The sequence below is a fragment of the Mycobacterium adipatum genome, assembly GCF_001644575.1.
Taxonomy (GTDB): domain Bacteria; phylum Actinomycetota; class Actinomycetes; order Mycobacteriales; family Mycobacteriaceae; genus Mycobacterium; species Mycobacterium adipatum.
On record NZ_CP015596.1, the window covers coordinates 4,184,915 to 4,205,780 of the forward strand.

General features: G+C 67.4%; 22 protein-coding genes and 2 pseudogenes. 9 read left to right on the top strand and 15 right to left on the bottom strand.

Annotated elements, in window-relative coordinates; genetic code table 11:
* Positions 1-46 precede the first annotated feature (46 nt).
* Positions 47-670, top strand: coding sequence for a superoxide dismutase (locus tag A7U43_RS19875; protein ID WP_067998671.1), 624 nt, complete (start codon positions 47-49; stop codon positions 668-670).
* A 197-nt stretch (positions 671-867) separates the two neighbouring features.
* Here A7U43_RS19875 and A7U43_RS19880 read toward each other — a convergent pair whose 3' ends face one another.
* Complete coding sequence (locus A7U43_RS19880) at positions 868-1,692, bottom strand: hypothetical protein (RefSeq protein ID WP_156525969.1); 825 nt, start codon at positions 1,690-1,692, stop codon at positions 868-870.
* A gap of 205 nt (positions 1,693-1,897) precedes the next feature.
* Between A7U43_RS19880 and A7U43_RS19885 the strand changes: the two genes are divergently transcribed.
* Complete coding sequence (locus tag A7U43_RS19885) at positions 1,898-2,716, top strand: DUF1206 domain-containing protein (protein ID WP_067998675.1); 819 nt, start codon at positions 1,898-1,900, stop codon at positions 2,714-2,716.
* A 4-nt stretch (positions 2,717-2,720) separates the two neighbouring features.
* Here the strand turns inward: A7U43_RS19885 and A7U43_RS19890 are convergent, their stop codons facing one another.
* Complete coding sequence (locus A7U43_RS19890) at positions 2,721-3,077, bottom strand: heme-binding protein (protein WP_067998676.1); 357 nt, start codon at positions 3,075-3,077, stop codon at positions 2,721-2,723.
* Between the two features lie 84 nt (positions 3,078-3,161).
* Here A7U43_RS19890 and A7U43_RS19895 point away from each other — a divergent pair, with 84 nt between their 5' ends.
* The 5 genes and pseudogenes from A7U43_RS19895 to A7U43_RS19915 all read left to right on the top strand — a co-directional run.
* On the top strand, positions 3,162-4,043 hold the full coding sequence (locus A7U43_RS19895; RefSeq protein WP_067998678.1) for a hypothetical protein: 882 nt from the start codon (positions 3,162-3,164) through the stop codon (positions 4,041-4,043).
* A gap of 51 nt (positions 4,044-4,094) precedes the next feature.
* Positions 4,095-5,111, top strand: coding sequence for an iron ABC transporter substrate-binding protein (locus tag A7U43_RS19900; RefSeq protein WP_067998680.1), 1,017 nt, complete (start codon positions 4,095-4,097; stop codon positions 5,109-5,111).
* Complete coding sequence (locus A7U43_RS19905; protein WP_067998682.1) at positions 5,112-6,671, top strand: ABC transporter permease; 1,560 nt, start codon at positions 5,112-5,114, stop codon at positions 6,669-6,671.
* Positions 6,668-7,726 (top strand): ABC transporter ATP-binding protein, encoded by a 1,059-nt coding sequence (locus A7U43_RS19910; protein ID WP_067998684.1) that lies wholly within the window; start codon positions 6,668-6,670, stop codon positions 7,724-7,726. Before A7U43_RS19905 ends, A7U43_RS19910 begins: the two co-directional genes overlap by 4 nt.
* Positions 7,723-10,176: pseudogene (locus A7U43_RS19915) on the top strand (AMP-binding protein); the annotation flags it as partial. The gene A7U43_RS19910 and the pseudogene A7U43_RS19915, both read left to right, overlap by 4 nt.
* On the opposite strand, the gene A7U43_RS29235 reads toward A7U43_RS19915, so the two are convergent.
* The 3 genes from A7U43_RS29235 to A7U43_RS19930 form a co-directional block, all read right to left on the bottom strand.
* Positions 10,128-10,925 carry an acyl-CoA thioesterase gene (locus tag A7U43_RS29235; RefSeq protein WP_082902225.1) on the bottom strand — a complete coding sequence of 266 codons (798 nt, stop codon included), beginning with the start codon at positions 10,923-10,925 and terminating at the stop codon, positions 10,128-10,130. The pseudogene A7U43_RS19915 and the gene A7U43_RS29235 overlap by 49 nt on opposite strands.
* Positions 10,922-12,037, bottom strand: a complete 1,116-nt coding sequence (locus A7U43_RS19925) for a CoA transferase (protein WP_231963707.1) — start codon at positions 12,035-12,037, stop codon at positions 10,922-10,924. Before A7U43_RS19925 ends, A7U43_RS29235 begins: the two co-directional genes overlap by 4 nt.
* Positions 12,038-12,127: 90 nt before the next feature.
* On the bottom strand, positions 12,128-12,805 hold the full coding sequence (locus A7U43_RS19930) for a hypothetical protein (RefSeq protein WP_067998691.1): 678 nt from the start codon (positions 12,803-12,805) through the stop codon (positions 12,128-12,130).
* A gap of 48 nt (positions 12,806-12,853) precedes the next feature.
* Here A7U43_RS19930 and A7U43_RS19935 point away from each other — a divergent pair, with 48 nt between their 5' ends.
* Positions 12,854-13,549: a dienelactone hydrolase family protein gene (locus A7U43_RS19935; RefSeq protein ID WP_067998693.1), complete on the top strand. Its 696-nt coding sequence runs from the start codon at positions 12,854-12,856 to the stop codon at positions 13,547-13,549.
* Here A7U43_RS19935 and A7U43_RS19940 read toward each other — a convergent pair whose 3' ends face one another.
* The 4 genes from A7U43_RS19940 to rplS form a co-directional block, all read right to left on the bottom strand.
* Positions 13,550-13,855, bottom strand: coding sequence for a DUF2469 domain-containing protein (locus tag A7U43_RS19940; protein ID WP_019511324.1), 306 nt, complete (start codon positions 13,853-13,855; stop codon positions 13,550-13,552).
* Positions 13,852-14,571, bottom strand: a complete 720-nt coding sequence (locus tag A7U43_RS19945) for a ribonuclease HII (RefSeq protein ID WP_082902226.1) — start codon at positions 14,569-14,571, stop codon at positions 13,852-13,854. The genes A7U43_RS19940 and A7U43_RS19945 overlap by 4 nt, the downstream gene beginning before the upstream one ends.
* A gap of 11 nt (positions 14,572-14,582) precedes the next feature.
* Positions 14,583-15,398 (bottom strand): signal peptidase I, encoded by an 816-nt coding sequence (gene lepB, locus A7U43_RS19950; protein ID WP_067998695.1) that lies wholly within the window; start codon positions 15,396-15,398, stop codon positions 14,583-14,585.
* Between the two features lie 85 nt (positions 15,399-15,483).
* Positions 15,484-15,825, bottom strand: a complete 342-nt coding sequence (gene rplS / locus A7U43_RS19955) for a 50S ribosomal protein L19 (protein ID WP_067998697.1) — start codon at positions 15,823-15,825, stop codon at positions 15,484-15,486.
* Positions 15,826-16,137: 312 nt separating this feature from the next.
* Between rplS and A7U43_RS19960 the strand changes: the two genes are divergently transcribed.
* On the top strand, positions 16,138-17,079 hold the full coding sequence (locus A7U43_RS19960; RefSeq protein WP_067998698.1) for a serine hydrolase: 942 nt from the start codon (positions 16,138-16,140) through the stop codon (positions 17,077-17,079).
* Here A7U43_RS19960 and trmD read toward each other — a convergent pair.
* The 6 genes and pseudogenes from trmD to A7U43_RS19990 all read right to left on the bottom strand — a co-directional run bounded on the left by trmD (position 17,076) and on the right by A7U43_RS19990 (position 20,855).
* Entirely contained in the window at positions 17,076-17,750 is a 675-nt protein-coding gene (gene trmD, locus A7U43_RS19965) for a tRNA (guanosine(37)-N1)-methyltransferase TrmD (protein ID WP_067998700.1), read from the bottom strand. The two genes, A7U43_RS19960 and trmD, sit on opposite strands and share 4 nt — an antisense overlap.
* Before the next feature lie 7 nt (positions 17,751-17,757).
* Positions 17,758-18,282, bottom strand: a complete 525-nt coding sequence (rimM, locus tag A7U43_RS19970) for a ribosome maturation factor RimM (RefSeq protein ID WP_067998701.1) — start codon at positions 18,280-18,282, stop codon at positions 17,758-17,760.
* Between the two features lie 5 nt (positions 18,283-18,287).
* Entirely contained in the window at positions 18,288-18,530 is a 243-nt protein-coding gene (locus tag A7U43_RS19975) for an RNA-binding protein (protein ID WP_056548932.1), read from the bottom strand.
* Positions 18,454-18,991, bottom strand: a pseudogene (gene rpsP, locus A7U43_RS19980) (30S ribosomal protein S16). Before rpsP ends, A7U43_RS19975 begins: the two are co-directional and overlap by 77 nt.
* Before the next feature lie 190 nt (positions 18,992-19,181).
* Positions 19,182-19,601: a nuclear transport factor 2 family protein gene (locus tag A7U43_RS19985; RefSeq protein ID WP_067998705.1), complete on the bottom strand. Its 420-nt coding sequence runs from the start codon at positions 19,599-19,601 to the stop codon at positions 19,182-19,184.
* A 15-nt stretch (positions 19,602-19,616) separates the two neighbouring features.
* Entirely contained in the window at positions 19,617-20,855 is a 1,239-nt protein-coding gene (locus A7U43_RS19990; RefSeq protein ID WP_067998707.1) for an osmoprotectant NAGGN system M42 family peptidase, read from the bottom strand.
* Positions 20,856-20,866: the final 11 nt, after the last annotated feature.

Below are 20,866 nucleotides of genomic sequence, written 5' to 3' on the forward strand. Positions count from 1 at the left end.
TCGAGGTTCTACGGTGGCGAAGGCAACCGCGACGAAAGGGCACCCGATGGCGCAATACTCACTGCCAGAACTCGATTACGACTATGACGCGCTGGAGCCCCACATTTCCGGGCAGATCAACGAGATCCACCACAGCAAGCACCACGCCGCCTACGTCAAGGGCCTCAACGACGCCCTGGCCAAACTCGAAGAAGCCCGCGCCGGCGACGACCAGTCCGCGATCTTCCTCAACGAGAAGAACCTCGCCTTCCACCTCGGCGGACACGTCAACCACAGCATCTGGTGGAAGAACCTGTCCCCCAACGGCGGCGACAAGCCCGAAGGCGAACTGGCCGCCGCCATCGACGACCAATTCGGCAGCTTCGACAAGTTCCGCGCCCAGTTCACCGCCGCCGCCAACGGACTGCAGGGCTCCGGCTGGGCCGTCCTGGGCTACGACAGCCTCGGCGACCGCCTGCTGACCTTCCAGCTCTACGACCAGCAGGCCAACGTCCCACTCGGCATCATCCCGCTGCTCCAGGTCGACATGTGGGAGCACGCCTTCTACCTGCAGTACAAGAACGTCAAGGCCGACTACGTCAAGGCCTTCTGGAACGTCGTCAACTGGGCCGACGTCTCCGACCGCTACGCCAAGGCCACCGCCAAGACCAACGGACTGATCTTCGGCTGAGTCCTCGATATCGAGTCGAGCACACCCCGACATTTGAGGCGCGTGACTCCTATGTAGATCTCCGACAATGCCGCCACAATCACCGGCATCGTCGGGGATCTTACGCGTTGCAAATGGGTGGTCAATGGCTTCGGCGTTGACGGCAACCGCTATTTCGATCTAAACCAGATCGTGTGCGACCGGGAGACAGTCCGCCGTTACTTGAGCTGCTCCTTAAGAGCGAAGAACTCGATATACAATTGCATTTTTATACTGTTGCGATCCTCGACTAGTTGCTGCATCTTATGCAACGCCGATTCATACGCTGGATCCGCGTAGGGAGACACAGTCGACGACGCAGTTTGCGGATCGCTCTGCGGAGTGTCCTCAGACACCACTGGAGATACTCTCGCCGCGGCTCCGCTGATCTCTGACGGGCCAATCTCCGACGGCGTTCCCACAGATCCCGTAGCCCGAAACACTCCCACGAAAGCCCGTCTTATGTCGTACATATTGCGATCCAACTCGCTAAGAATTGTCACCTCCTTTTCGAATATCGACCCATATAACTGCCATTTTCGCTGTTCCACCGCCGCGATAGTGCGATTTATCTCGTCAAATGCACGGTCTATTTCTGAATAGGTCGTGGAACTCTTCGCCCTTTGACGCATTTCTACAACCATGCTGTCGAAGGCATCTTGACTTTCCTCAAAAGCGTTAAATGCGATATCGCGCCGTTCGCTCTTATAAATCTTCTCTTGCACGTCCAACGCATCACTGGAAGCGTCCATGCTGACCCACATCGTGGCCAGTGTTGTTGTCAATGCCGCAAGTATTCCAACTATCGCCACGACCGCTTCTGGCGACTCCCTAAGCCGCTGCATGAAGCGTGGAATCGGTAGACCGAAACGTCCACGCTTCTTATATTTCGGCAAGTCAAAGGCTGAGAATACCGACGGTCGGGGTTCAGCCCGGCGAAATACCCGACGCCAAACCCGCTTAGCGAGAGGGCGTTGCGCCTTCATGCCGCCGTATCCAGCCACGCGCACAAAATAACAGCACAACTTCGTGTGCGCGAGAGCAGGAGTTCAGTTATTTGCAAAGGACATTAACTCAGCCAAAGTTTACCGAATTCGCGGTGAACCCCGTGGGCCGAGTCGGCAGCGCGAAGGGATCGATCAAGACCAACGGCCTCATCTTCGGCTGACCCGAGTTTCGCGCGCGTCAAAAACGGGGACACCGCCTTGCATGAACCGAAGTGCCAGCCCCGTCCACGGCGCTGTGGACAAGGCCACCGACAACGATGCCTTCCAGTACGCCGCGCGCGCCGGATTTGCCGCCAGCGGTGTCCTGCATCTGCTGTTGGCCTACATCATCCTGCGATTGGCGCTGGGTACCGGCGGCAACGCGGACCAATCGGGGGCGCTGGCGGCACTGGCCAGTCAGCCCGGCGGCGCGGTCATGCTGTGGATCGCGGCGATCGGACTGTTCGCTCTCGGGCTGTGGCATCTGGCCGAGGCGGTCGTCGGATCCAAGCCTAGCGAGCGCTCCGGAAACGACGACTCCCCGGCCTGGAAACGCGCCAAGTCCGTCGGTCTGGCGATCGCCAACATCGCGATTGCGTTCTCCGCCATGCGTTTCGCGATGGGCGCCGGTCAGTCCAGCGGCCAGCAGAACTCCGGCGTATCGGCGCAATTGATGCAATCCGGCTGGGGTAAGGCGGTGCTGATCGTGATCGGCCTGGGGGTGCTGGGCGTCGGCGGCTACCACGTCTACAAAGGCGTCTCGCAGAAGTTCTTCAAAGATCTGCGGGTGTCCGGCGGCACCGGCATCACCGTGATCGGCGTCGCCGGTTACGTCGCCAAGGGCCTGGCGCTCGCCGGAGCCGGGATCCTCGTTGCCTTCGCGACGTGGGAGGCCGATCCCGCCAAGGCCTCCGGACTGGACGCCGCCGTCAAGACCCTCGGCCAGGCTCCGTTCGGCAAGTTTCTGCTCATCCTGGCCGCGCTGGGCATTGCCGCGTTCGGGCTGTACAGCTTTGCGCGCAGCCGTTATGGCCGTCTCTGACGGCCTAACTCAACGCATCGATGAGCGCCGCCAGTTGCCCCGGCGACACCGCCACCCCACACTGCCGACGCAGGTCGATCAGCGGCCGCGCGATGTTCTGCAGGTCGAGGAACTCGCCCGGGTGAGATAGGAAGTAGCCGCGCACCGAGTTCTCGGCGTCGACCGTCGACTGACTACCGGCCGCCGTCAGGACATCGTTGGCCCCTGGCCGGGTGTCGAGATAACCACCCGCCTGGCTCAATACACCGCTGGCGACGGTGGCGAGGTTGCTTGCCGAGCACGGCGGCGCCGCCGCGGCACTCGGAGCGACGATCACGGACGCGGCAAGTCCACCGAGGACGAGCGTGGCAAGCGGTTTCATGGCTCGATCCTGAGGCACCTGCGGCCCTCCCGCACCATCTTGTCGCGAACTGGACATGTCGGTGCGCCCGGTTAGTGTCGCGCCATGTCGTCTCCCAGCCTCGCTCGCCAGGTCGATTTCCCGGCTCCGAACGGGACTTTTGACGCGGACAGGGCCATCGCCGCGGTCACCGCGTTCTGCACCACCTACGACGTGGCGCGCAACACCCGATACACGGTCGTGCCGCGACTGGATGAGGCGTTGCGCATCGCCGCCCTCACCGGCCCGGACCGGCGCTGGCGACGGATGGCCCGGTGGTCGGGGAACAACGATATCGAGGGCGTCCCGGAGACGGTGCAGCTCACCGATGAGCGCGACGTTCTCTACAACCGGTTCGTGGCCGGCCTGCCCGAAGCGGACTGGCTGCCCCCGAACACGGTGACCTCGGTCAGCCGGTGGGCACGGTTCTCTCCCGCCATGCGTGCGGCCCAGAAGGTGGGCCTCGGCTGGATATTGCCAGTTCAGCGTGAAATTCTGCTGGTTCCGATGCCGACGACGCGCTACGCCGACAGCGGCGGACGCGTGTTGCACTGCGACACCGGCAGACCGGCCATCGAGTGGTCCGACGGCTCGGGACCGTTCTATCTGCATGGCACCGAATTCGGCGCCGACCTGTATCGCACGGTCCTCGGCGGCCGTCTGCCCGTCCCGGCCATCGCCGCCATGCGCCACGCCGGCCAGCGCGCAATCGCCATGCGCTACTTGACGTTCGACACGGCAGACGCTGCCGGCGCACAGCTACTCGACAGCGGTGTCTACCGGCTGCCCCTACCACCGCGGCTCGCCGGAAGGGATCGGGCGTTCGCCTACTTCACCCGACTGGGCGCCACCCAGTCCATCCAGTGGGTGGATGCCCCGACCATCGACGGCGACCCGACGGATCGCGGCCGCGAGGCCCAACAGGAGGTGTCGATGCGCAACCTGTGAATATCGTGGGTAGGCCACCCTATCCTTATCGGGGGATGAAAGGATTCCCCCATGAGACCTCGGTTCAGCCGCATAGCCGCGGCGTTGTCCGTCATCGCAGTGGTCGCCTCGGCGACGGCGTGCTCGTCCGACGACGGGGGCGACGAACTGCTGATCTACAACGCGCAGCACGAGTCCCTGACCAAGGAATGGATCGACGCGTTCACCAAGGAGACCGGCATCAAGGTCACCTATCGGCAGGGCGGCGACACCGAACTGGGCAATCAGCTCATCGCCGAGGGCGACTCCTCCCCGGCCGATGTGTTCCTCACCGAGAACTCGCCGGCGATGGCCGCGGTCGAGGATGCCGGACTGTTCGCCGATGTCGACGCCGCCACCGTGGAGCAGGTACCCGCCGAGTACCGCCCGTCGACCAACAAATGGACCGGTGTGGCCGCACGCACCACGGTGTTCGCCTACAACACCAGCAAGCTGCGCGAAGACCAGCTGCCCCGGTCGATCATGGATCTGCAGCAGCCCGAATGGAAGGGCCGTTGGGGCGCCCCGCCGCCCAAGGCCGATTTCCAGGCCATCGTCGCGGCGATGCTGCAGCTGACCGGCGAACAGGCCACCTCCGCGTGGCTGGCCGGCATGAAGACCAACGCGACCCTGCTGCAGGACAACATTGCGACCCTGCGCGCGGTGAACGACGGTGAGATCGACGGCGGGATCATCTACCACTACTACTGGTTCCGGGATCAGGCCAAGACCAAGGAGATCAGCGCCAACACCGCCCTGCACTACTTCCGCAACGAGGACCCGGGCGCATTCATCAGCATCTCCGGTGGCGGCGTCCTGGAATCGAGCAAGAAGAAGGACCAGGCTCAGCAGTTCCTGAAGTACATCACCGGCAAGTCCGGCCAGGAAGTTCTGGAGAAGGGCACCTCGTTCGAATACCCGGTGGCCAGCGGCGTGCCCGCCAACCCGGCACTGCCCGCGCTGGACACCCTGCAGGCACCGAAGGTCGATCCGTCCACGTTGGACGCTGCCAAGGTCACCGACCTGATGACCAAGGCCGGCCTGCTCTAGGTGGTCTCCGCGCACACCGACCCGACCACCCGACCGCGACCACCCGCCCGGCCGGGCCCCCTGCTGAGCGGCGGGATCGCGGTGCTGGTCGCGGCGACGTTCATCCCGCTCGGCTATGTCGTGTGGGCGGTGGTCAGCACCGGCCCGGCACGCATCTACGAGTTGGTGGTGCGGCCGCGGGTGGGCGAACTGCTGATCAACACCGCCGGCCTGGTGCTGGTGACGGTGCCGCTGTGTGTGCTGCTCGGCATCGGGGCGGCGTGGCTGGTCGAACGCACCGATGTGCCCGGCGCCGCGGTCTGGCGTCCGCTGCTGGTGGCCCCCTTGGCGGTGCCCGCGTTCATCAACAGCTACGCCTGGGTCGGCGTGTGGCCGACGCTGCACGGGTTCGGCGCCGGCGTGTTGGTCAGCACGTTGTCGTACTTCCCGTTCGTCTTCCTGCCGGCGGCGGCCACCCTGCGCCGGCTGGATCCCTCCATCGAGGAATCGGCACGGGCGCTGGGCTCCGGCACCGTCGGCATCTTCTTCCGGGTGGTGTTGCCACAGCTACGGCTGGCCGTGCTCGGTGGCGGACTGCTGATCGGGGTGCATCTGCTCGCCGAATACGGGGCGTTCGCGATGTTGCGCTTCGCGACGTTCACCACGGCCATTTTCGAACAGTTCCAGGCGACATTCGACGGTGCCGCCGGTGCCACCCTGGCCGGGGTACTGGTGCTGCTGTGCCTGGTGCTGCTGCTGGGTGAGGCGCTGCTGCGCGGCAATGCCCGATTCTCCAGGATCGGCTCCGGCGCGCCCCGGGCGGTGACGCGGATCCACTTGCGCGCGGCGACCATACCGGCCACCGCCGCACTGGCCGTGCTCACCATGCTGGCCCTGGGCGTTCCGGTGTGGACCCTGCTGCGGTGGCTGTGGATCGGCGGCGCCGCCGTCTGGGACATCGCCGATCTGGCCGAGGCGCTGAGCCAGACCGCGGTGTTGGCCGCGGTGGCCGCCGCCGTGACCACCGTGGCGGCGTTCCCGTTCGCGTGGCTGGCGGTCCGCTACAGCGGCGCCTTCGCGCGCATGGTGGAGGGTGCCAACTTCGTCACCAGTTCCATGCCCGGCATCGTCACCGCCCTGGCACTGGTCACCGTCGCCATCCGATTCGCGCCCCCGCTGTATCAGACCGCGATCCTGGTGCTGGGCGCCTACGTGCTGATGTTCCTGCCGCGGGCGCTGGTGAGTCTGCGCTCGGGGCTGGCCCAGGTGCCGCCCGGGCTGGAGGAGGCCTCTCGGTCACTGGGGGTATCGCCGGCGCGCAGTTTCGTGCGCGTCACGTTGCGGCTGACCGCGCCGGCGGCCGGTGCCGGTGCGGCGCTGGTGTTCGTGGCGGTGGCCACCGAACTGACCGCCACGCTGCTGCTCGCCCCGACCGGCACCCGGACCCTGGCGATGCGGTTCTGGTCGCTGTCGAGCGAGTTGGACTATGCGGCCGCCGCGCCGTACGCGCTTGTGCTGGTCGCCTTGTCGATCCCCGTGACGGTGGCCCTGTTCCGGCAAGCCACCCGGAGGACCGCATGACCGACCCGGCGCTGGCCATCCATGGCCTGACCAAGACGTTCACCGATCACCGGGTGCTCGACGGCGTCGACCTGACGCTGGAGCCGGGCAGCATCACCGCCGTCGTGGGCGCCTCGGGGTGCGGAAAGACCACGCTGCTACGCCTGGTCGCCGGCTTCGAGACCCCCGACGCGGGCACCATCGACATCGGCGGGCGTCGTGTCGCGTCCGCCGGCAGCGGCCTCGCCCCGCACCGCCGGTCGGTCGGCTATGTCGCACAGGACGGCGCATTGTTCCCCCACTTGACTGTCGGTGCGAACATCGCCTACGGGCTGCCCGGCCGGGCCCGCAGCGCATCGGTACGGGCCCGGGTCGCCGAGCTGCTCGAAACCGTCTCACTACAGCCATCTTTCGCCGAACGTCGCCCCCATGAGCTGTCCGGCGGCCAGCAACAACGCGTCGCACTGGCCCGCGCCATGGCCCGGCAACCAGCCCTGATGCTGCTCGACGAGCCGTTCTCCGCGCTCGACACCGGACTGCGCGCGGCCACCCGCAAGGCCGTCATGAAGGTCCTCAACGACACCGGCGTCACCACACTGCTGGTCACCCACGATCAGGGCGAGGCGCTCTCGGTCGCCGACCAGGTGGCCGTGATGCGCGACGGTCGGTTCACCGGCGTGGGAACGCCGCAACAGGTCTACCGCACCCCCGGCAACCGGTTCACCGCCGAGTTCCTCGGCGACTGCGTGTTCCTGCCGTGCACCGTGCGCGCCGGGACCGCCGCCTGCGTCCTGGGCCAGATCCCGCTGGTCGCGCCGTCACCGGATGGTCCGGCCACGCTGATGTTGCGTCCCGAACAGCTGGTTGCCATCGAGATCACCGACGCCACAACGGCACTCGATCCGGGAATCGGGATCGTGGTGGGTTCGGAGTTCCTCGGACACGATGTCCTGCTCACCATCGACACCGGCGGAGACACGCCGCCGATCACGGTGCGCCAGCACAGCATCTCCCCACCCGCGGTGTCGGCCAAGATCCGCATCGAGATACTCGGTGGCGCCCTGGTGCTGCCATGAAACACCTTGTCCGACATCTGCGGTCCTACGGTGATCGCAGCGCGGTCCATACCGCCGAACGGACCCTGAGCTACCGGTCCCTCGCCGATCGCGTCGAGCGCACCGCCGCCGAGTTCGCCGGTGGGCGCCAGCTCATCCTGCTGGAGGCCCGCAACGACATCGCCACCCTGGTGCACTATCTCGGCGCGCTGGCGGGCGGGCACGTCGTGCTGCCGGTGCCGCCGGGCGTCGACCACACCGACCTGCTGGCAACCTACCGCCCCGATATCGTCATCGACGCCACCGGCGTGCATCGCCGCGGCACCGGGGGCCACCAGCTGCACCCCGACCTGGCACTGCTGCTGTCCACCTCGGGCAGCACCGGCTCGCCGAAGCTGGTCCGGCTCTCGGCGGCCAACCTGCTGGCCAACGCCGAATCCATCGCCGAATACCTCGATATTCGCGATATCGACTGTGCCGCAACGACGCTTCCGATGTCCTACTGCTACGGGCTCTCGGTCATCCACAGTCATCTGCTCCGTGGGGCCGCCCTGATCCTGACCGACCTCTCGGTCATCGACGACGCGTTCTGGGAGCTGTTCGCCCGTCACCGCGGCACCTCGTTGGCCGGTGTGCCCTACACCTTCGACCTGCTGGACCGGATCGGCTTCGACACCATGGTCCTGCCGCACCTGCGCTACCTCACCCAGGCCGGCGGCCGACTGGAACCCGACCGGGTTCGCCAATTTGCCGCCCTCGGCCGACGCCGCGGCTGGCAACTGTTCGTCATGTACGGCGCCACCGAGGCCACCGCCCGGATGGCTTACCTGCCACCAGAACTCGCCGGAACCCGGGCCGAGGCGATAGGCCGGGCCGTCCCGGGCGGGCACCTGTGGATCGACGCACCGGACGGCGAGATCGGCGAACTCGTCTACCAGGGCCCCAACGTGATGATGGGCTACGCCCACAGCGCCGCCGACCTGGCATCCGCCCCCGGTACCGATGTCCTGCGCACCGGGGATCTGGCCCGGCGCGCTGAGGACGGGCTCTTCGAAGTTGTCGGCCGCGCCAACCGATTCGCCAAACTGTTCGGCCTGCGTATCGATCTGCAGCGGGTCGAGTCCACGTTGCGCGAGCGCGGGATCGCCGCGCTGTGCACCACCGACGACGACATCCTGGTCACCGCCACCACCGCCGACGCGCAACGGGTGCGCCGCGCCGTCGGCGAGATCACCGGACTGCCCGCCGGATCGGTGCGCGCCGTCACCGTCGACGAATTGCCGATGCTGCCCTCGGGCAAGCCCGACTACCCCGCGGTGCGTGCACTTCGGCCCGAACAGAGCGCAGCCACCGCACTGCGCGCGGTCTTCGCCGACGTACTGCACCTGGACCCCGCGCACATCGACTCCGGCGCCAGCTTCGTGGACCTGGGCGGCAATTCGCTCAGCTACGTCACGATGTCGGTGCGCATCGAACGCGTGCTGCACGAGCTTCCGCCCGATTGGCATCGGCTGCCACTGGGTGAGCTCGAACAACTCACGCCCCGCAAGCGAGGCTGGGTCTCGACACTGGAGACCAGCGTGGCGCTGCGAGCCATCGCGATCGTGCTCATCGTCGGATCCCACGCCGAACTGTTCGAGATGTGGGGTGGCGCGCACATCCTGCTCGGTGTTGCCGGCTACAACTTCGGCCGGTTCTGTCTGACCTCGGCACCGCGCGGCGACCGGGTCCGGCATCTCCGCAACACGATCGGCTGGATCGCGCTACCCGCCGTCGCCTGGGTGGCGATCACCATGACCTTCAGCGATGACTATGGGTGGTCGAACCTGTTGCTGGCCAACAAGTTCCTCGGCCCATTCGATAGTATGACCGCCGGTCGACTGTGGTTCATCGAGGTGCTGGTATGGACCCTGGTGCTGTTGACCGTTCTGCTCTGGGTGCCCGCGGTGGACCGGCTGGAACGGCGGGGGCCGTTCGCGTTCGCCTTGGTGTTCCTGGCCGCGGGGGTGGTGCTGCGTTATGACGCACCGGGTCCCGATCCCGGCGAGGACGCCTGGTTCAACATGCTGGCCTTCTGGTTCTTCGCGGTGGGCTGGGCGGTGGCGAAGTCGTCGACGGTTTGGCAGCGCGCCGCGATCACCGCACTGCTCGCGGTCGGACTGTTCGGCTACTTCGGCGACCCGGTGCGCGAAGGGTTGGTCTTCGCCGGGATCACGCTGATGATCTGGTTGCCCGCCATCCGCTGCCCGGTGCTGCTGACCGGTGTGTTCGCCGCCCTGGCGGATGCCTCGCTGTACATCTATCTGACCCATTTCCAGATCTACCCGCTGTTCGGCGAGCACCGGCTGCTCGGTGTGCTCGCCGCACTGGTATTCGGAGTGGTGGTGGCCCAGCTGGTGACGCGGCTGCGTGCGGCCGTGCATCAACGCTCGCCGATCATCCCCTCCTGGACCAGGGTCGCGGCGATGACACCGTCGGCACGCACCAGCGACGCGGTCATCACACCGCGCCCGCGGGAGGCCGCCGGGGACCGGGATTCCAGCAGATTCCACTGATCGGCCCGCACCGGCTGGTGGAACCAGATCGATGAATCGGTGGTGCCGCTGCGGTGCGTACGGCCGGCCATCGAGAATCCGTGCACAGCCAGGATCGGGTCCACGCCGTACAAGTCGGTGACATAGACGGCGATCAGGGTGTGGATCAGCGGATCGTCGGGCAGCTCGATGGTGCTGCGCCACCACAGCCGCCGCACGAACTCGCCGTCGATGGTGGTGTCCTCGACGCGGAATTCGAGTTCGTCCAACGGAAGTGACGGCGCCGGGCCCGGCGGCCCGGTGCGCTCCAGGGTGTCCGGGTGCGCCGGCATCGATCGCCGGGCGCCGTGCTCGGGCCCGGCCAGCGGTGCCGAGAACGACACCGCCGCGGTGTTGAGCAGCCGCCCGTGCTGGCGGGTCAGCACCCGGCGCGCCACCGCGGTCCGCCCGTCGTAGACCCGTTCCACCTGATAGTCCGAGTCGTCGCCGGCGTCGCCGCCGCGCAGGAACTGCATGTGCAGATTGGTCGGACGTTTCTCGGCGTCCACCGTGGCGCAGGCCGAGGCCAGAGCTTGGGCGGCGAACAGTCCGCCGAACGCCCGTTTGCCCGGCGGGCCGGACCCGGGGCCTCGCCACCGGTCGTCGCCGTCGGGAACCACACTCAGCAGGCGCAGCAGGGTACTCACGCGACGGTGCCCGCCCCGGTCAATTGCTCGATCTCCGCGCTGCTGAGCCCCAACCGCACCAGCACGGCCGCGGTGTCCTCGCCCAGCGCCGGTGCCGGGGCAGCCGCCGGGTAACCGCCGTCGATACAGATCGGCAGGCCCGGCGCCAGGTAGGTCCCGACGCGGGGCTGGTCCAAGGTGGTGAACAGCGGGTTGGCGGTCACCCGCTCGTCGGCGGCGACCTCGGCGAAGCTGCGGTAGCGCTCCCACAGCACCGAGGTCTGCGACAGCGCGGCGGTGATGTCGTGGGCGTTGCGCTCGGCGAACCACAGGGTGAACAATCCGGTCAGCGCGTCGCGGTGGGTGTACCGCTGGCCCTCATCGGTGAAGTCCGCACCGAGCGCCTCTCCCAGTGCGGCAACGGCTTTGGTCGTGCCGGTCAGTTCGGTCAGGTCGCGGAAATGCCGACCGGTCAGCGCGACGAGCATGAACACCGCTCCGTCGCTGCTGGTGAAGTTCTGGCCGTACTGTCCGTAGAGGGCGTTGCCGATGCGCTGCCGTTCGGCGCCGCCGAGCATCGCCTCGGTCAGGAAACCCAGGTTGCCGGCGGTGGCCAGCGCGACGTTCTCCAGCGGGATGGCGATCCGCGCTCCGGTTCCGGTGGCCTCGCGCTGTCGTACCGCGGTGACCACCGCCAGCGCCGCGTACAGGCCGCACGCCACATCCCAGGCCGGCAGCACGTGGTTGACCGGGGTGGCCAGGTTGACCGGACCGGTCACCAGCGGGAAGCCGACGGCGGCGTTGACGGTGTAGTCCACACCGGTGGATCCGTCGGCACGCCCGGAGATCTCGACGTGGATCAGGTCGGGCCGCAGCGCCACCAGTTCGTCATAGGAATGCCAGGCACGCCCGGCCACGTTGGTGATCAGCACACCGGCCTCGGCGATCAGCCTGCGGATCAGCTCCTGCCCGTCGGGGGCGCGCATGTCCACGGCGACCGAGCGTTTGCCCTTGTTGAGCCCCGCCCAGTAGATACTCTCGCCGTCGTCGGTGACCGGCCAGCGCCGGTAATCGGCGGCCCCACCCACCGGGTCGACGCGGATCACCTCGGCACCCAGCTGCGCCAGCGTCATCCCGGCCAGCGGCACCGCGACAAAGCTGGAGACCTCGATGATCCGTATCCCCGCCAGGGGCCCCTGCGCACCAGTCACCCGGTCAAGCTATCAACCCCGGATCAGCTGGGCGCCGTCCCCGTTCGCGGTCACCAGCGCGCCGTGGCCGCCGTCGATCAGCACACCGCGCAGCGACCTCGTGCACGGTGTCGCCCCGTCGAAGATCTCGTTTCTGACCTCTTCGGCCAACACCGACCGCCCGTTGTCGGTGAACAGGTAGCGGTACCGGGTCTCGGTCTCGCCCTGCCCCAGATCCTCGGACTCGATGTCGAGGTCGACATCGTCGGGTTTGGCGACGCCCAGTGCGGTGAGCACCGCCTCGGGCGAGAACTCATCCAGGTCGACGTCCTGGGTGATCTCCGGGGTCAGCCGGACCCCCTCGGTGGCCTCGTCGGCGTCGAGGAACCGGACCAGGCGCCAGAAGTCCCCGGCGCCGCGTAGCACCACCCGGTCATACCCGGGCCGCAGCACGGCCACCAGCACGTCAGCGTCGACGTACACCGCCACGGCTGCGGCGATCCGGCCCCGTGCGGCGGCCCGGCGCCGCAGCGCCGACAGATCCCACGGTCGCACCCTGGGACCCAGGTCGTCTTCGTTCAGCGCCCGCACGGCGGCGGCGACGGCGGTGCGGATCGGGCCCTTGTTGCAGCGCAGCGGCACCTCACCGGCGTCCCGCATGGCCCGCAACGCCACGAGCACCTCGGGTGCCAGCTCGACGGATTCAGACACGACACGTCAGGTTACGGCGTCTCGGCCGGTGCCATTAGATTTGGCCTCATGCCCGCGATCGAGCTCGATACCCCGGCCGGCCCCATCGATGCGTTGCTCGACCTACCGCAGGGTCAGGGCCCGTGGCCGGGGGTGGTCGTGGTGCACGACGCGATCGGCTACCAGCCCGACAAGGAGGCGATCTCGGCGCGCATCGCCGCCGCCGGCTACCTGGCCGTGACCCCGAATCTGTATGCCCGGGGCGGCCGGGCCCGCTGCATCACGAAGGTGATGCGGGCGGCGCTGACCAAGCAGGGGCCCGCCGTCGAGGACATCCTGGCCGCCCGCGACTACCTGCGGGACCGCCCGGAGTGCACCGGTGTCGTCGGCATCGCCGGCTTCTGTATGGGCGGGCAGTTCGCGCTCATCTTGTCCCCCAAGGGTTTCGGCGCCTCCGCGCCGTTCTACGGGACCCCGCTGCCGAAGAACCTGGAGGAAACGCTGAGCGGCGCGTGCCCCATCGTGGCCAGCTTCGGGGCCAAGGATCCGCTGGGTCGGGGCGCACCGGCGAAGCTGAACAAGGCGGTCGCGGCCCAGGGCGTCGCCGCGGATGTGAAGGTCTACCCGAACGCCGGGCACAGCTTCGCCAATCAGCTTCCCGCGCAGGCGTTGCTACGGGTCACCGGTTTCGGCTACAACGAGGCCGTCGCCGAGGATGCGTGGAGCCGGGTGTTCGACTTCTTCGCGACGCATCTGCGGGGCTGATCAGTCCGGCAGCCGCAGTTCCGGCTTCTCGACCTCTTCGATGTTGACGTCCTTGAACGTGATGACGCGGACCTGCTTGACGAAGCGGGCCGGGCGATACATGTCCCACACCCAGGCATCGGCGAGGCGCAGCTCGAAGTAGACCTCGCCGTCGGCGTTGCGGGGCACCATCTCGACACTGTTGGCCAGATAGAACCGGCGCTCGGTCTCCACCACGTAGCTGAACTGCCCGACGATGTCCTTGTACTCGCGGTACAGCGAGAGCTCCATCTCGGTTTCGTACTTTTCGAGATCCTCGGCACTCATCTGCTCTGCTGTCCTTCGTCTAGGTTGGTCTCCATCATTGTCCACGCCGTTGCACCGCGTGGCACCGATCCCGCAACCCTGCGCACATTGGCAAAAGAGAAGCGGTGCTCGGCGCACGGGCCCAGTTCCTCCAGTGCCGCCATGTGCACCGGGGTGCTGTAGCCCTTGTGCTCGGCGAAGCCGTAGCCAGGGTGTTCTGCCTCCATGGCGACCATCAGCCGGTCCCTGCTCACCTTGGCCAGCACGCTGGCCGCGGCGATGCAGGCCGCCGCCGCGTCACCGCCGATCACCGGCAGGGACGGCATCGGCAGCCCCGGCACCCGGAAGCCGTCGGAGAGCACGTACCCGGGCCGCAGCGGCAGTCCGGCCACCGCGCGGCGCATGCCCTCGATGTTCGCGTGGTGCACGCCGCGGCGATCGACCTCGACCGATCCGATGATCACCACGTGATAGGCCAGCGCGTAGCGGCGGATCAGCGGGAACAACCGCTCGCGCTCGGCCTCGTTGAGCCTCTTCGAATCGTCCAGTGCGGCAAGGCTGGTCAACCGGTTGGGCCCCAGCACACAGGACGCCACCACCAGCGGGCCGGCACAGGCGCCGCGACCGACCTCATCGACACCGGCCACCGGGCCGAGACCGCTGCGGTACAGCGCCGACTCCAGGGTGCGCAGGCCGGACCTGCGGATCACTGTTCTCGGGGGCCAACTCGCCGGCAACGCCGGAACTCCTAATCGGCCGATGCCGTCTGCGGGTTGGTGCTGCTCACGCCACCCCAGCGCGACGGCGGCCAGGCGATGAAGCGAGCCTTGCCGATCACATTGTCGACGGGAACGGTGCCGGCCTCCGGGTCACCGGTGCAGATCAGGCCGCGCTGGGCGTCGCCGGGCAGATTGGAGCAGCGCGACCGTGAGTCGGCGGAGTGAGTGCGGTTGTCGCCCATCACCCACAGCTTGTCCTCGGGCACCGTGACCGGGCCGAACTCGTTGCCCAGACACGGGTAGACCGCGGGATCGGCGTTCATGGTGACCGGGTCCAGGTAGGGCTCGACGAGCTTCTTCCCGTCGACGGTCAGGCCGGTGTCGGCGCGGCACTGCACCGTCTGCCCGCCCACCGCGATGACCCGCTTGACGAGGTCGTTCTCATCCGGCGGCACGAACCCGACGAAGGACAGCGCGTCCTGCACCAACTTGATCGCCGGGTTGTCCGAACGGATCGACTTGTAGCCGATGTTCCAGTTCGGCGGACCCTTGAATACGACGACGTCACCGGGTTCGGGCTCGGTGAACCGGTAGGTGAGCTTGTCCACCATGATCCGGTCCCCGACACATCCGGGGCAGCCGTGCAGCGTGGGTTCCATCGACTCCGAGGGAATCAGGTACGGACGCGCCACGAAGGTGAGCATCACGTAGTACAGAACCAGCGCAATGGTGACCAGGATGGCGCCTTCGCGCAGCGCGCCGCGCTTCTTCGTCGGCTGCTGCTCGCCTTCCGCCTCGGGTTCGGCGGTTTCGGCGGGCGCGGCGTCCTCGGCTTCGTCGGTCACGGCATCAGGGTAGCCAGCCAGGCTGGGGACCAGCCTGTGAGCCTGAGCGAGCGTGTCGGGGCGGATGCACCTGACACGGTCAGCGTCAGCGCTTCTCCTTGATCTTCGCCTTCTTGCCACGCAGATCGCGCAGGTAGTACAGCTTGGCGCGACGCACGTCACCGCGGGTCACGACATCGATGTGATCGATGTTGGGCGAGTGCACCGGGAAGGTCCGCTCGACACCGACGCCGTAGCTTTCCTTGCGCACGGTGAAGGTCTCGCTGACCCCGCCGTTCTGGCGGCGCAGCACGACACCCTTGAAGACCTGGATGCGCTCCTTGGAGCCCTCGATGACCTTGACGTGCACGTTGACGGTGTCGCCGGGGCCGAATGCCGGGATGTCGTCGCGCAGCGACGCCTTGTCGACGAAGTCAAGCGTGTTCATCGGTGACTCTTCCTTGCTGTTGGCGGCTCTTCGTGGGCAGCGCGTGAACGCGCGGCCGAACCGACGTATTCGGGCGGATCTGACGGTGTTCGTCTCCGCAGCAGGGGTGAACCTGCGCAGACAACTGCTCAATTGTGCCAGACGCGGAGCATGAGGCGAAATCGTCGACCCGAACGCCGGTCAACGGCGCAATGCGGGCGTCTACCGGGCACGCGCGGGTGGCCGGTGGTGGTTACCCTACTCATATCCGGGGTAGCCGTTCCGACATCGTGGCCGGACGCCCCCGCCCCTCGATCGTTCCTGGAGGATTTCATGCCGCGGCCGTCGAAGGTCCTGACGGTGGCCATGGCGGCTGTGTGCGCAGCTGCCACGATCTCGGGCTGCGAGACGAAGGTGTACGGCAGCGCACCGCCCCCGGTGGAGGCGGCGCATCTGACCGTCGTCGCGCCGCTGGGGACGTCCGCTCCCCTGCCCGAGGCGCCGCCCGAGAAGCCGACCGCAACCTTCGACGCCCTGTTGGCCCGCGAGGTTCAGGCCACGGCCGACGCCGCCGAAGCCGGCGCCGACCTGACCGTGGCCGTGCTGGACCGCAACACCGGGCAGCTGGTCACCAACGGCAGCAACAACACCATCGCGATCGCCTCGGTGGTCAAGCTCTTCATCGCCGATGACCTGCTTCTGCAGGAAGCCAACGGGCAGACCACGCTGAGCCCCGAGGACCGCGCCATGCTCGACGTGATGCTGCGATCCTCCGATGACAGTGCCGCCGAGGTGTTCTGGAATCGCAGCGGGGGCAGCGCCATCATCAACCGGGTCGTCAAACGCTACGGTCTGGGCTCGACGCGGGCCCCGGGCAACGGCCGCTGGTTCAACACCATCAGCACCGTGACCGACCTGGTCCGCTACTACGACATGCTGCTCGCCGGCACGGGCGGGCTGCCGTCCGAACGGGCCAGCATCATCGTGTCCAACCTGGCGCAGTCGACCCCGACCGCCCACGACGGCATGGTGCCCGGCGGGGTCTACCCGCAGCGATTCGGCATCCCGGAAGGCCTCTACGCCGAACCGGTGGCGGTCAAACAGGGTTGGATGTGCTGTATCGGCGCGGACTGGATGCATCTGTCCACCGGTGTGGTGGGCCCGGAACGGCGTTATGTGATGGCCATCAGCTCGATGCAGCCGGCCAGCGCCGAACAGGCCCGCCGGACCATCACCGACGCGGTGAAAACGATCTTTCCGGGCGGGCGTACCTAGAGCAGATCAGGCCGGCGTTCGCAGGTGCGCTGCAGCGACTGCTCGTGGCGCCACGCCTCGATCTTGGCGTGATCACCCGAGAGCAAAACCTGCGGCACGTCGAGATCACGCCAGCGCGCGGGCCGGGTGTAGCTGGGGCCTTCCAACAACCCGTTCGAATGTGAATCATCCTGGTGCGAGGCAGGATTGCCCAGCACCTCGGGCAACAACCGCACCACCGCCTCGACCATCACCAGGACCGCGGATTCTCCGCCGGCCAGCACGTAGTCGCCGATGGACACCTCTTCGACCCGCATCCGGCGGGCCGCGTCATCGGCGACGCGCTGGTCGATGCCCTCATAGCGGCCGCACGCGAACACCAGGTGCGCCTCGTTGCTCCACCGTTGCGCGGTGGCCTGGGTGAAGGGCCGCCCGGCCGGTGTCGGTACCACCAGAACCGTTTCCGCCGAGCAGATATCGTCGAGCGCCGCGCCCCACACCGGGGCCTTCATGACCATGCCGGGGCCGCCACCGTAGGGCGCATCGTCCACCGAGCGGTGCACATCGTGAGTCCACTCGCGCAGGTCGTGCACACCGAGCTCGACGATGCCGGACTGAATAGCCTTGCCCGGCAACGCCTGGTGCAATGCGTCGAGGTAGGCGGGAAAGATCGTGACGACGTCGATCCGCATACCGGCCCTAGAGATCTTCGATGTTGAGCAGCCCGTCGGGCGGATCGATCTCCACGGTGCCCTCGGCCAGGGACACCGCGGTGACGATGGCACTGACGAACGGCACCAACAACTCCGCGCCTTCAGGTGTCTTGACCGACAGCAGTTCCCCGGCCGCGGTGTGCAGCACCTCGGTCACGGTGCCGACGGCCGTGCCGTCGACGGTGTGCACCCTCAGGCCCACGAGTTGATGATCGTAGAACTCGTCGGGGTCTTCGATCGGCGGCAACTCATCGGTGCTGACGAGGAACACGGTGCCCCGGACATCGTCGGCGGCATTGCGATCGCCGATACCGGCCAACCGCACCAGCAGGCGGGAGCCGTGCTCACGCACCGAGTCGATGACGAATTCGCGCTGGGCACCGCCGCGCTTGAATCCGCGTAACCGGGCGCCCGGGGTGAACCGGGCGTCCGGATCATCGGTGCGGACGTCGACGACGACCTCGCCGCTGATGCCGTGGGCCTTCACGACCCGACCGACGACCAGGTCCATCGTGACTACTGGTCGGTGTCGACCACGTCGACACGGATCCCACGGCCGCCGATACCGGCGACCAGGGTGCGCAGCGCCGTGGCGGTCCGCCCGCCGCGGCCGATGACCTTGCCCAGGTCATCGGGATGCACGTGCACCTCGACGGTGCGTCCGCGCCGGTTGGTCACCAGATCAACGCGGACGTCGTCGGGGTTGTCGACGATCCCGCGAACCAGGTGTTCGACGGCGTCGACGACGACGGTGCTCATTCTGCGGCGGACTCTTCGGCTGCGGCGGCCTCGGGCGCCTCGGCCGCTTCGGTCTCGTCGGCCTTCTTGGCCGGAGCCTTCTTCTTCTTGAGCTGGGTGGCCTCACCGGTGGGCGCGTTGTCGGCGGCGGCCAGCGCGGCGTTGAACAGGTCCAGCTTGGACGGCTTGGGCTCCTTGACCCTCAGGGTGCCCTCGGCGCCCGGCAGACCCTTGAACTTCTGCCAGTCACCGGTGATCTTCAGCAGTGCCAGGACGGGCTCGGTGGGCTGGGCGCCGACGCTCAGCCAGTACTGCACGCGCTCCGAGTCGATCTCGATCAGGCTGGGCTCTTCCTTCGGCTGGTACTTGCCGATGACCTCGATGGCGCGTCCGTCGCGACGGTTGCGCGCATCGGCGACCGAGATGCGGTACTGGGGGTTGCGGATCTTGCCGAAGCGGGCGAGTTTGATCTTGACAGCCATGGTGAAGCGTTTCTCCTGTGATTGCCACGCTTGCAATTCAGCGACTCGGGCGGGTTGCCCGGTCCGGTTTTGCCTCTGCGTGTGTGACCGGCGTGCGGCGCATCTAACGTGTCGCGCGCGGGACAGCCGCCCATTGTGCCAGAGCGGGCGCTACCGGCCCAAATCCCGCCGGCGGTCCGACCCGCGTGGGTCAGACGACTCTGTCGAAACACTTCTCCTCGACGCGCTTGGTCATCCGCCAGCCCTCGGCGGTGCGCACGAACTCGTCGTCGTACCAGAGCCCGCAGAACAGCACCTGTCCGTCGTCCCCGCCCAGCACCATCGGGTTGAAGCACAGCGTCCGCGAGGTCGCGGTGTCACCGTCGATGCTGACGTCGACGTTGCCGAGCATGTGGGCGTAGGCCGGGAAGTTCGGCAGCACCTGGGACAGCCAGGCCTTCACCTCCGGGTAGCGGCCGTCCACCCCGCCCATGGCGCGGTAGTCGATGTAGGCGTCCGCGGTGAACACCCGGTCCAGGTCATCGAAGCGGCGCTTGTCGATGGCGGTCGAGTACGCCACCAGCAGATCCTGGATTTCCAGGCGGTCGGAGATCTCTTCGAGGCTCAGCACGCCTCGATTGAACCACTAGCTCTGGCCACCCACCGGGCCTTCAGACGGGGGCCAGTGCTCCCCCGACCATTCACCGGGCTCGGCGTGGTCACCGCGCGAGAGCGGCACCCACTGCTCGGTGGGCGCCGGCTGCTTCGAGGACGGGAAGTCACGCAGCTCGCCCTCGGCGTGGGCATCCCACTTGGCGAACGTCAGCGGGGTGTGCAACCACGCTTGCAGCAGGTTGTAGACGGCTTCGAGCGACTCGATGTGCGTGCGCTCCCAGCCGTGGCTGCCGTCCAGACCGAAGCCGACGAGCGCCGCGCGGGTCGCCGCTCCCGCCTCGATGGCCGCCGCCGCATCCGAGCGGTAGTAGCGGAACACGTCACGTGCGTACGGGATGCCACGGTCATCGGCCAATCGGCACAGCTTGCGGGTGAGGTGGTAGTCGAACGGCCCGTGCAGGTCCGCCATCGGGATCGTCGCGCCGTCCTCGATGGAGTGCTGCCCGGGAGCGCACACCGCGTTGTCGACCGAGACGAGCTCGGCGACGTCGGGCGGCAGCCCGTGGCTGGCACCGTGCCCGACCTCCTCGGTGATGGTCACCATGATGGTGGTGCGGTGCGGCAACCTGGTGCGCTGCGTCATCACGTTGCGGGCCAGCGCCAACGCCACCGCGACACCGGCCTTGCCGTCCAGATGCCGCGAGACGATGAAGCCGTCCTCGGTGAGTTCGGGACTGGCGATGAGCGCCACGAAGTCGCCCACCTGGAAACCGAGTCGCCGCAGATCATCCACGTTGGACACCTTGCGGTCGATGCGCACCTCGACGTGTTCCCATTCGGTGGGCTGGGTGTCGATCTCATCGCCGAAGGCGTGTCCGGATGCCTTCAGCGGCATGACGGTGCCGGTGAAGAACTCGTCCGCGTCGTCGGTGAAGATCCGGACCCGCGCACCGGTGGCGAACCGGGCGGAGAACGTGCCCACCGGGATCAATTCGAGTCGGCCGTTGTCCTTCAGTTGGCGCACCATGCAGCCGATGGTGTCGGCGTGCACCACCACCGCCCGCTCCACGGTGTCGGAGTCACCGGGCAGTTCGGCGTTGAGCGCGCCGCGGCGGGTCAGGGTGAACGGCACACCGAGGTCGGTGAAGATCTCGCCGATCAGCTGCATGACGGCGTCGGTGCGCCCGGACGGGCTGGGCGTCTGGAGTAACGACAACAAGGTGTCGACCATCCAGTCGCGGTCGGCATCCGGCATCCGTGGCGCAGGCATCTTTTCGGTTG

What these genes read in the sequence shown, in the direction of transcription:
- A7U43_RS19875 (WP_067998671.1), top strand. Translation starts at nt 47, where the DNA reads ATGGCGCAATACTCACTGCCAGAACTCGATTACGACTATGACGCGCTG.
- A7U43_RS19885 (WP_067998675.1), top strand. Translation starts at nt 1,898, where the DNA reads ATGAACCGAAGTGCCAGCCCCGTCCACGGCGCTGTGGACAAGGCCACC.
- A7U43_RS19890 (WP_067998676.1), bottom strand. Translation starts at nt 3,077, where the DNA reads ATGAAACCGCTTGCCACGCTCGTCCTCGGTGGACTTGCCGCGTCCGTG.
- A7U43_RS19895 (WP_067998678.1), top strand. Translation starts at nt 3,162, where the DNA reads ATGTCGTCTCCCAGCCTCGCTCGCCAGGTCGATTTCCCGGCTCCGAAC.
- A7U43_RS19900 (WP_067998680.1), top strand. Translation starts at nt 4,095, where the DNA reads ATGAGACCTCGGTTCAGCCGCATAGCCGCGGCGTTGTCCGTCATCGCA.
- A7U43_RS19910 (WP_067998684.1), top strand. Translation starts at nt 6,668, where the DNA reads ATGACCGACCCGGCGCTGGCCATCCATGGCCTGACCAAGACGTTCACC.
- A7U43_RS19925 (WP_231963707.1), bottom strand. Translation starts at nt 12,037, where the DNA reads ATGACGCTGGCGCAGCTGGGTGCCGAGGTGATCCGCGTCGACCCGGTG.
- A7U43_RS19935 (WP_067998693.1), top strand. Translation starts at nt 12,854, where the DNA reads ATGCCCGCGATCGAGCTCGATACCCCGGCCGGCCCCATCGATGCGTTG.
- A7U43_RS19940 (WP_019511324.1), bottom strand. Translation starts at nt 13,855, where the DNA reads ATGAGTGCCGAGGATCTCGAAAAGTACGAAACCGAGATGGAGCTCTCG.
- rplS (WP_067998697.1), bottom strand. Translation starts at nt 15,825, where the DNA reads ATGAACACGCTTGACTTCGTCGACAAGGCGTCGCTGCGCGACGACATC.
- A7U43_RS19960 (WP_067998698.1), top strand. Translation starts at nt 16,138, where the DNA reads ATGCCGCGGCCGTCGAAGGTCCTGACGGTGGCCATGGCGGCTGTGTGC.
- trmD (WP_067998700.1), bottom strand. Translation starts at nt 17,750, where the DNA reads ATGCGGATCGACGTCGTCACGATCTTTCCCGCCTACCTCGACGCATTG.
- rimM (WP_067998701.1), bottom strand. Translation starts at nt 18,282, where the DNA reads ATGGACCTGGTCGTCGGTCGGGTCGTGAAGGCCCACGGCATCAGCGGC.
- A7U43_RS19975 (WP_056548932.1), bottom strand. Translation starts at nt 18,530, where the DNA reads ATGAGCACCGTCGTCGTCGACGCCGTCGAACACCTGGTTCGCGGGATC.
- A7U43_RS19990 (WP_067998707.1), bottom strand. Translation starts at nt 20,855, where the DNA reads ATGCCTGCGCCACGGATGCCGGATGCCGACCGCGACTGGATGGTCGAC.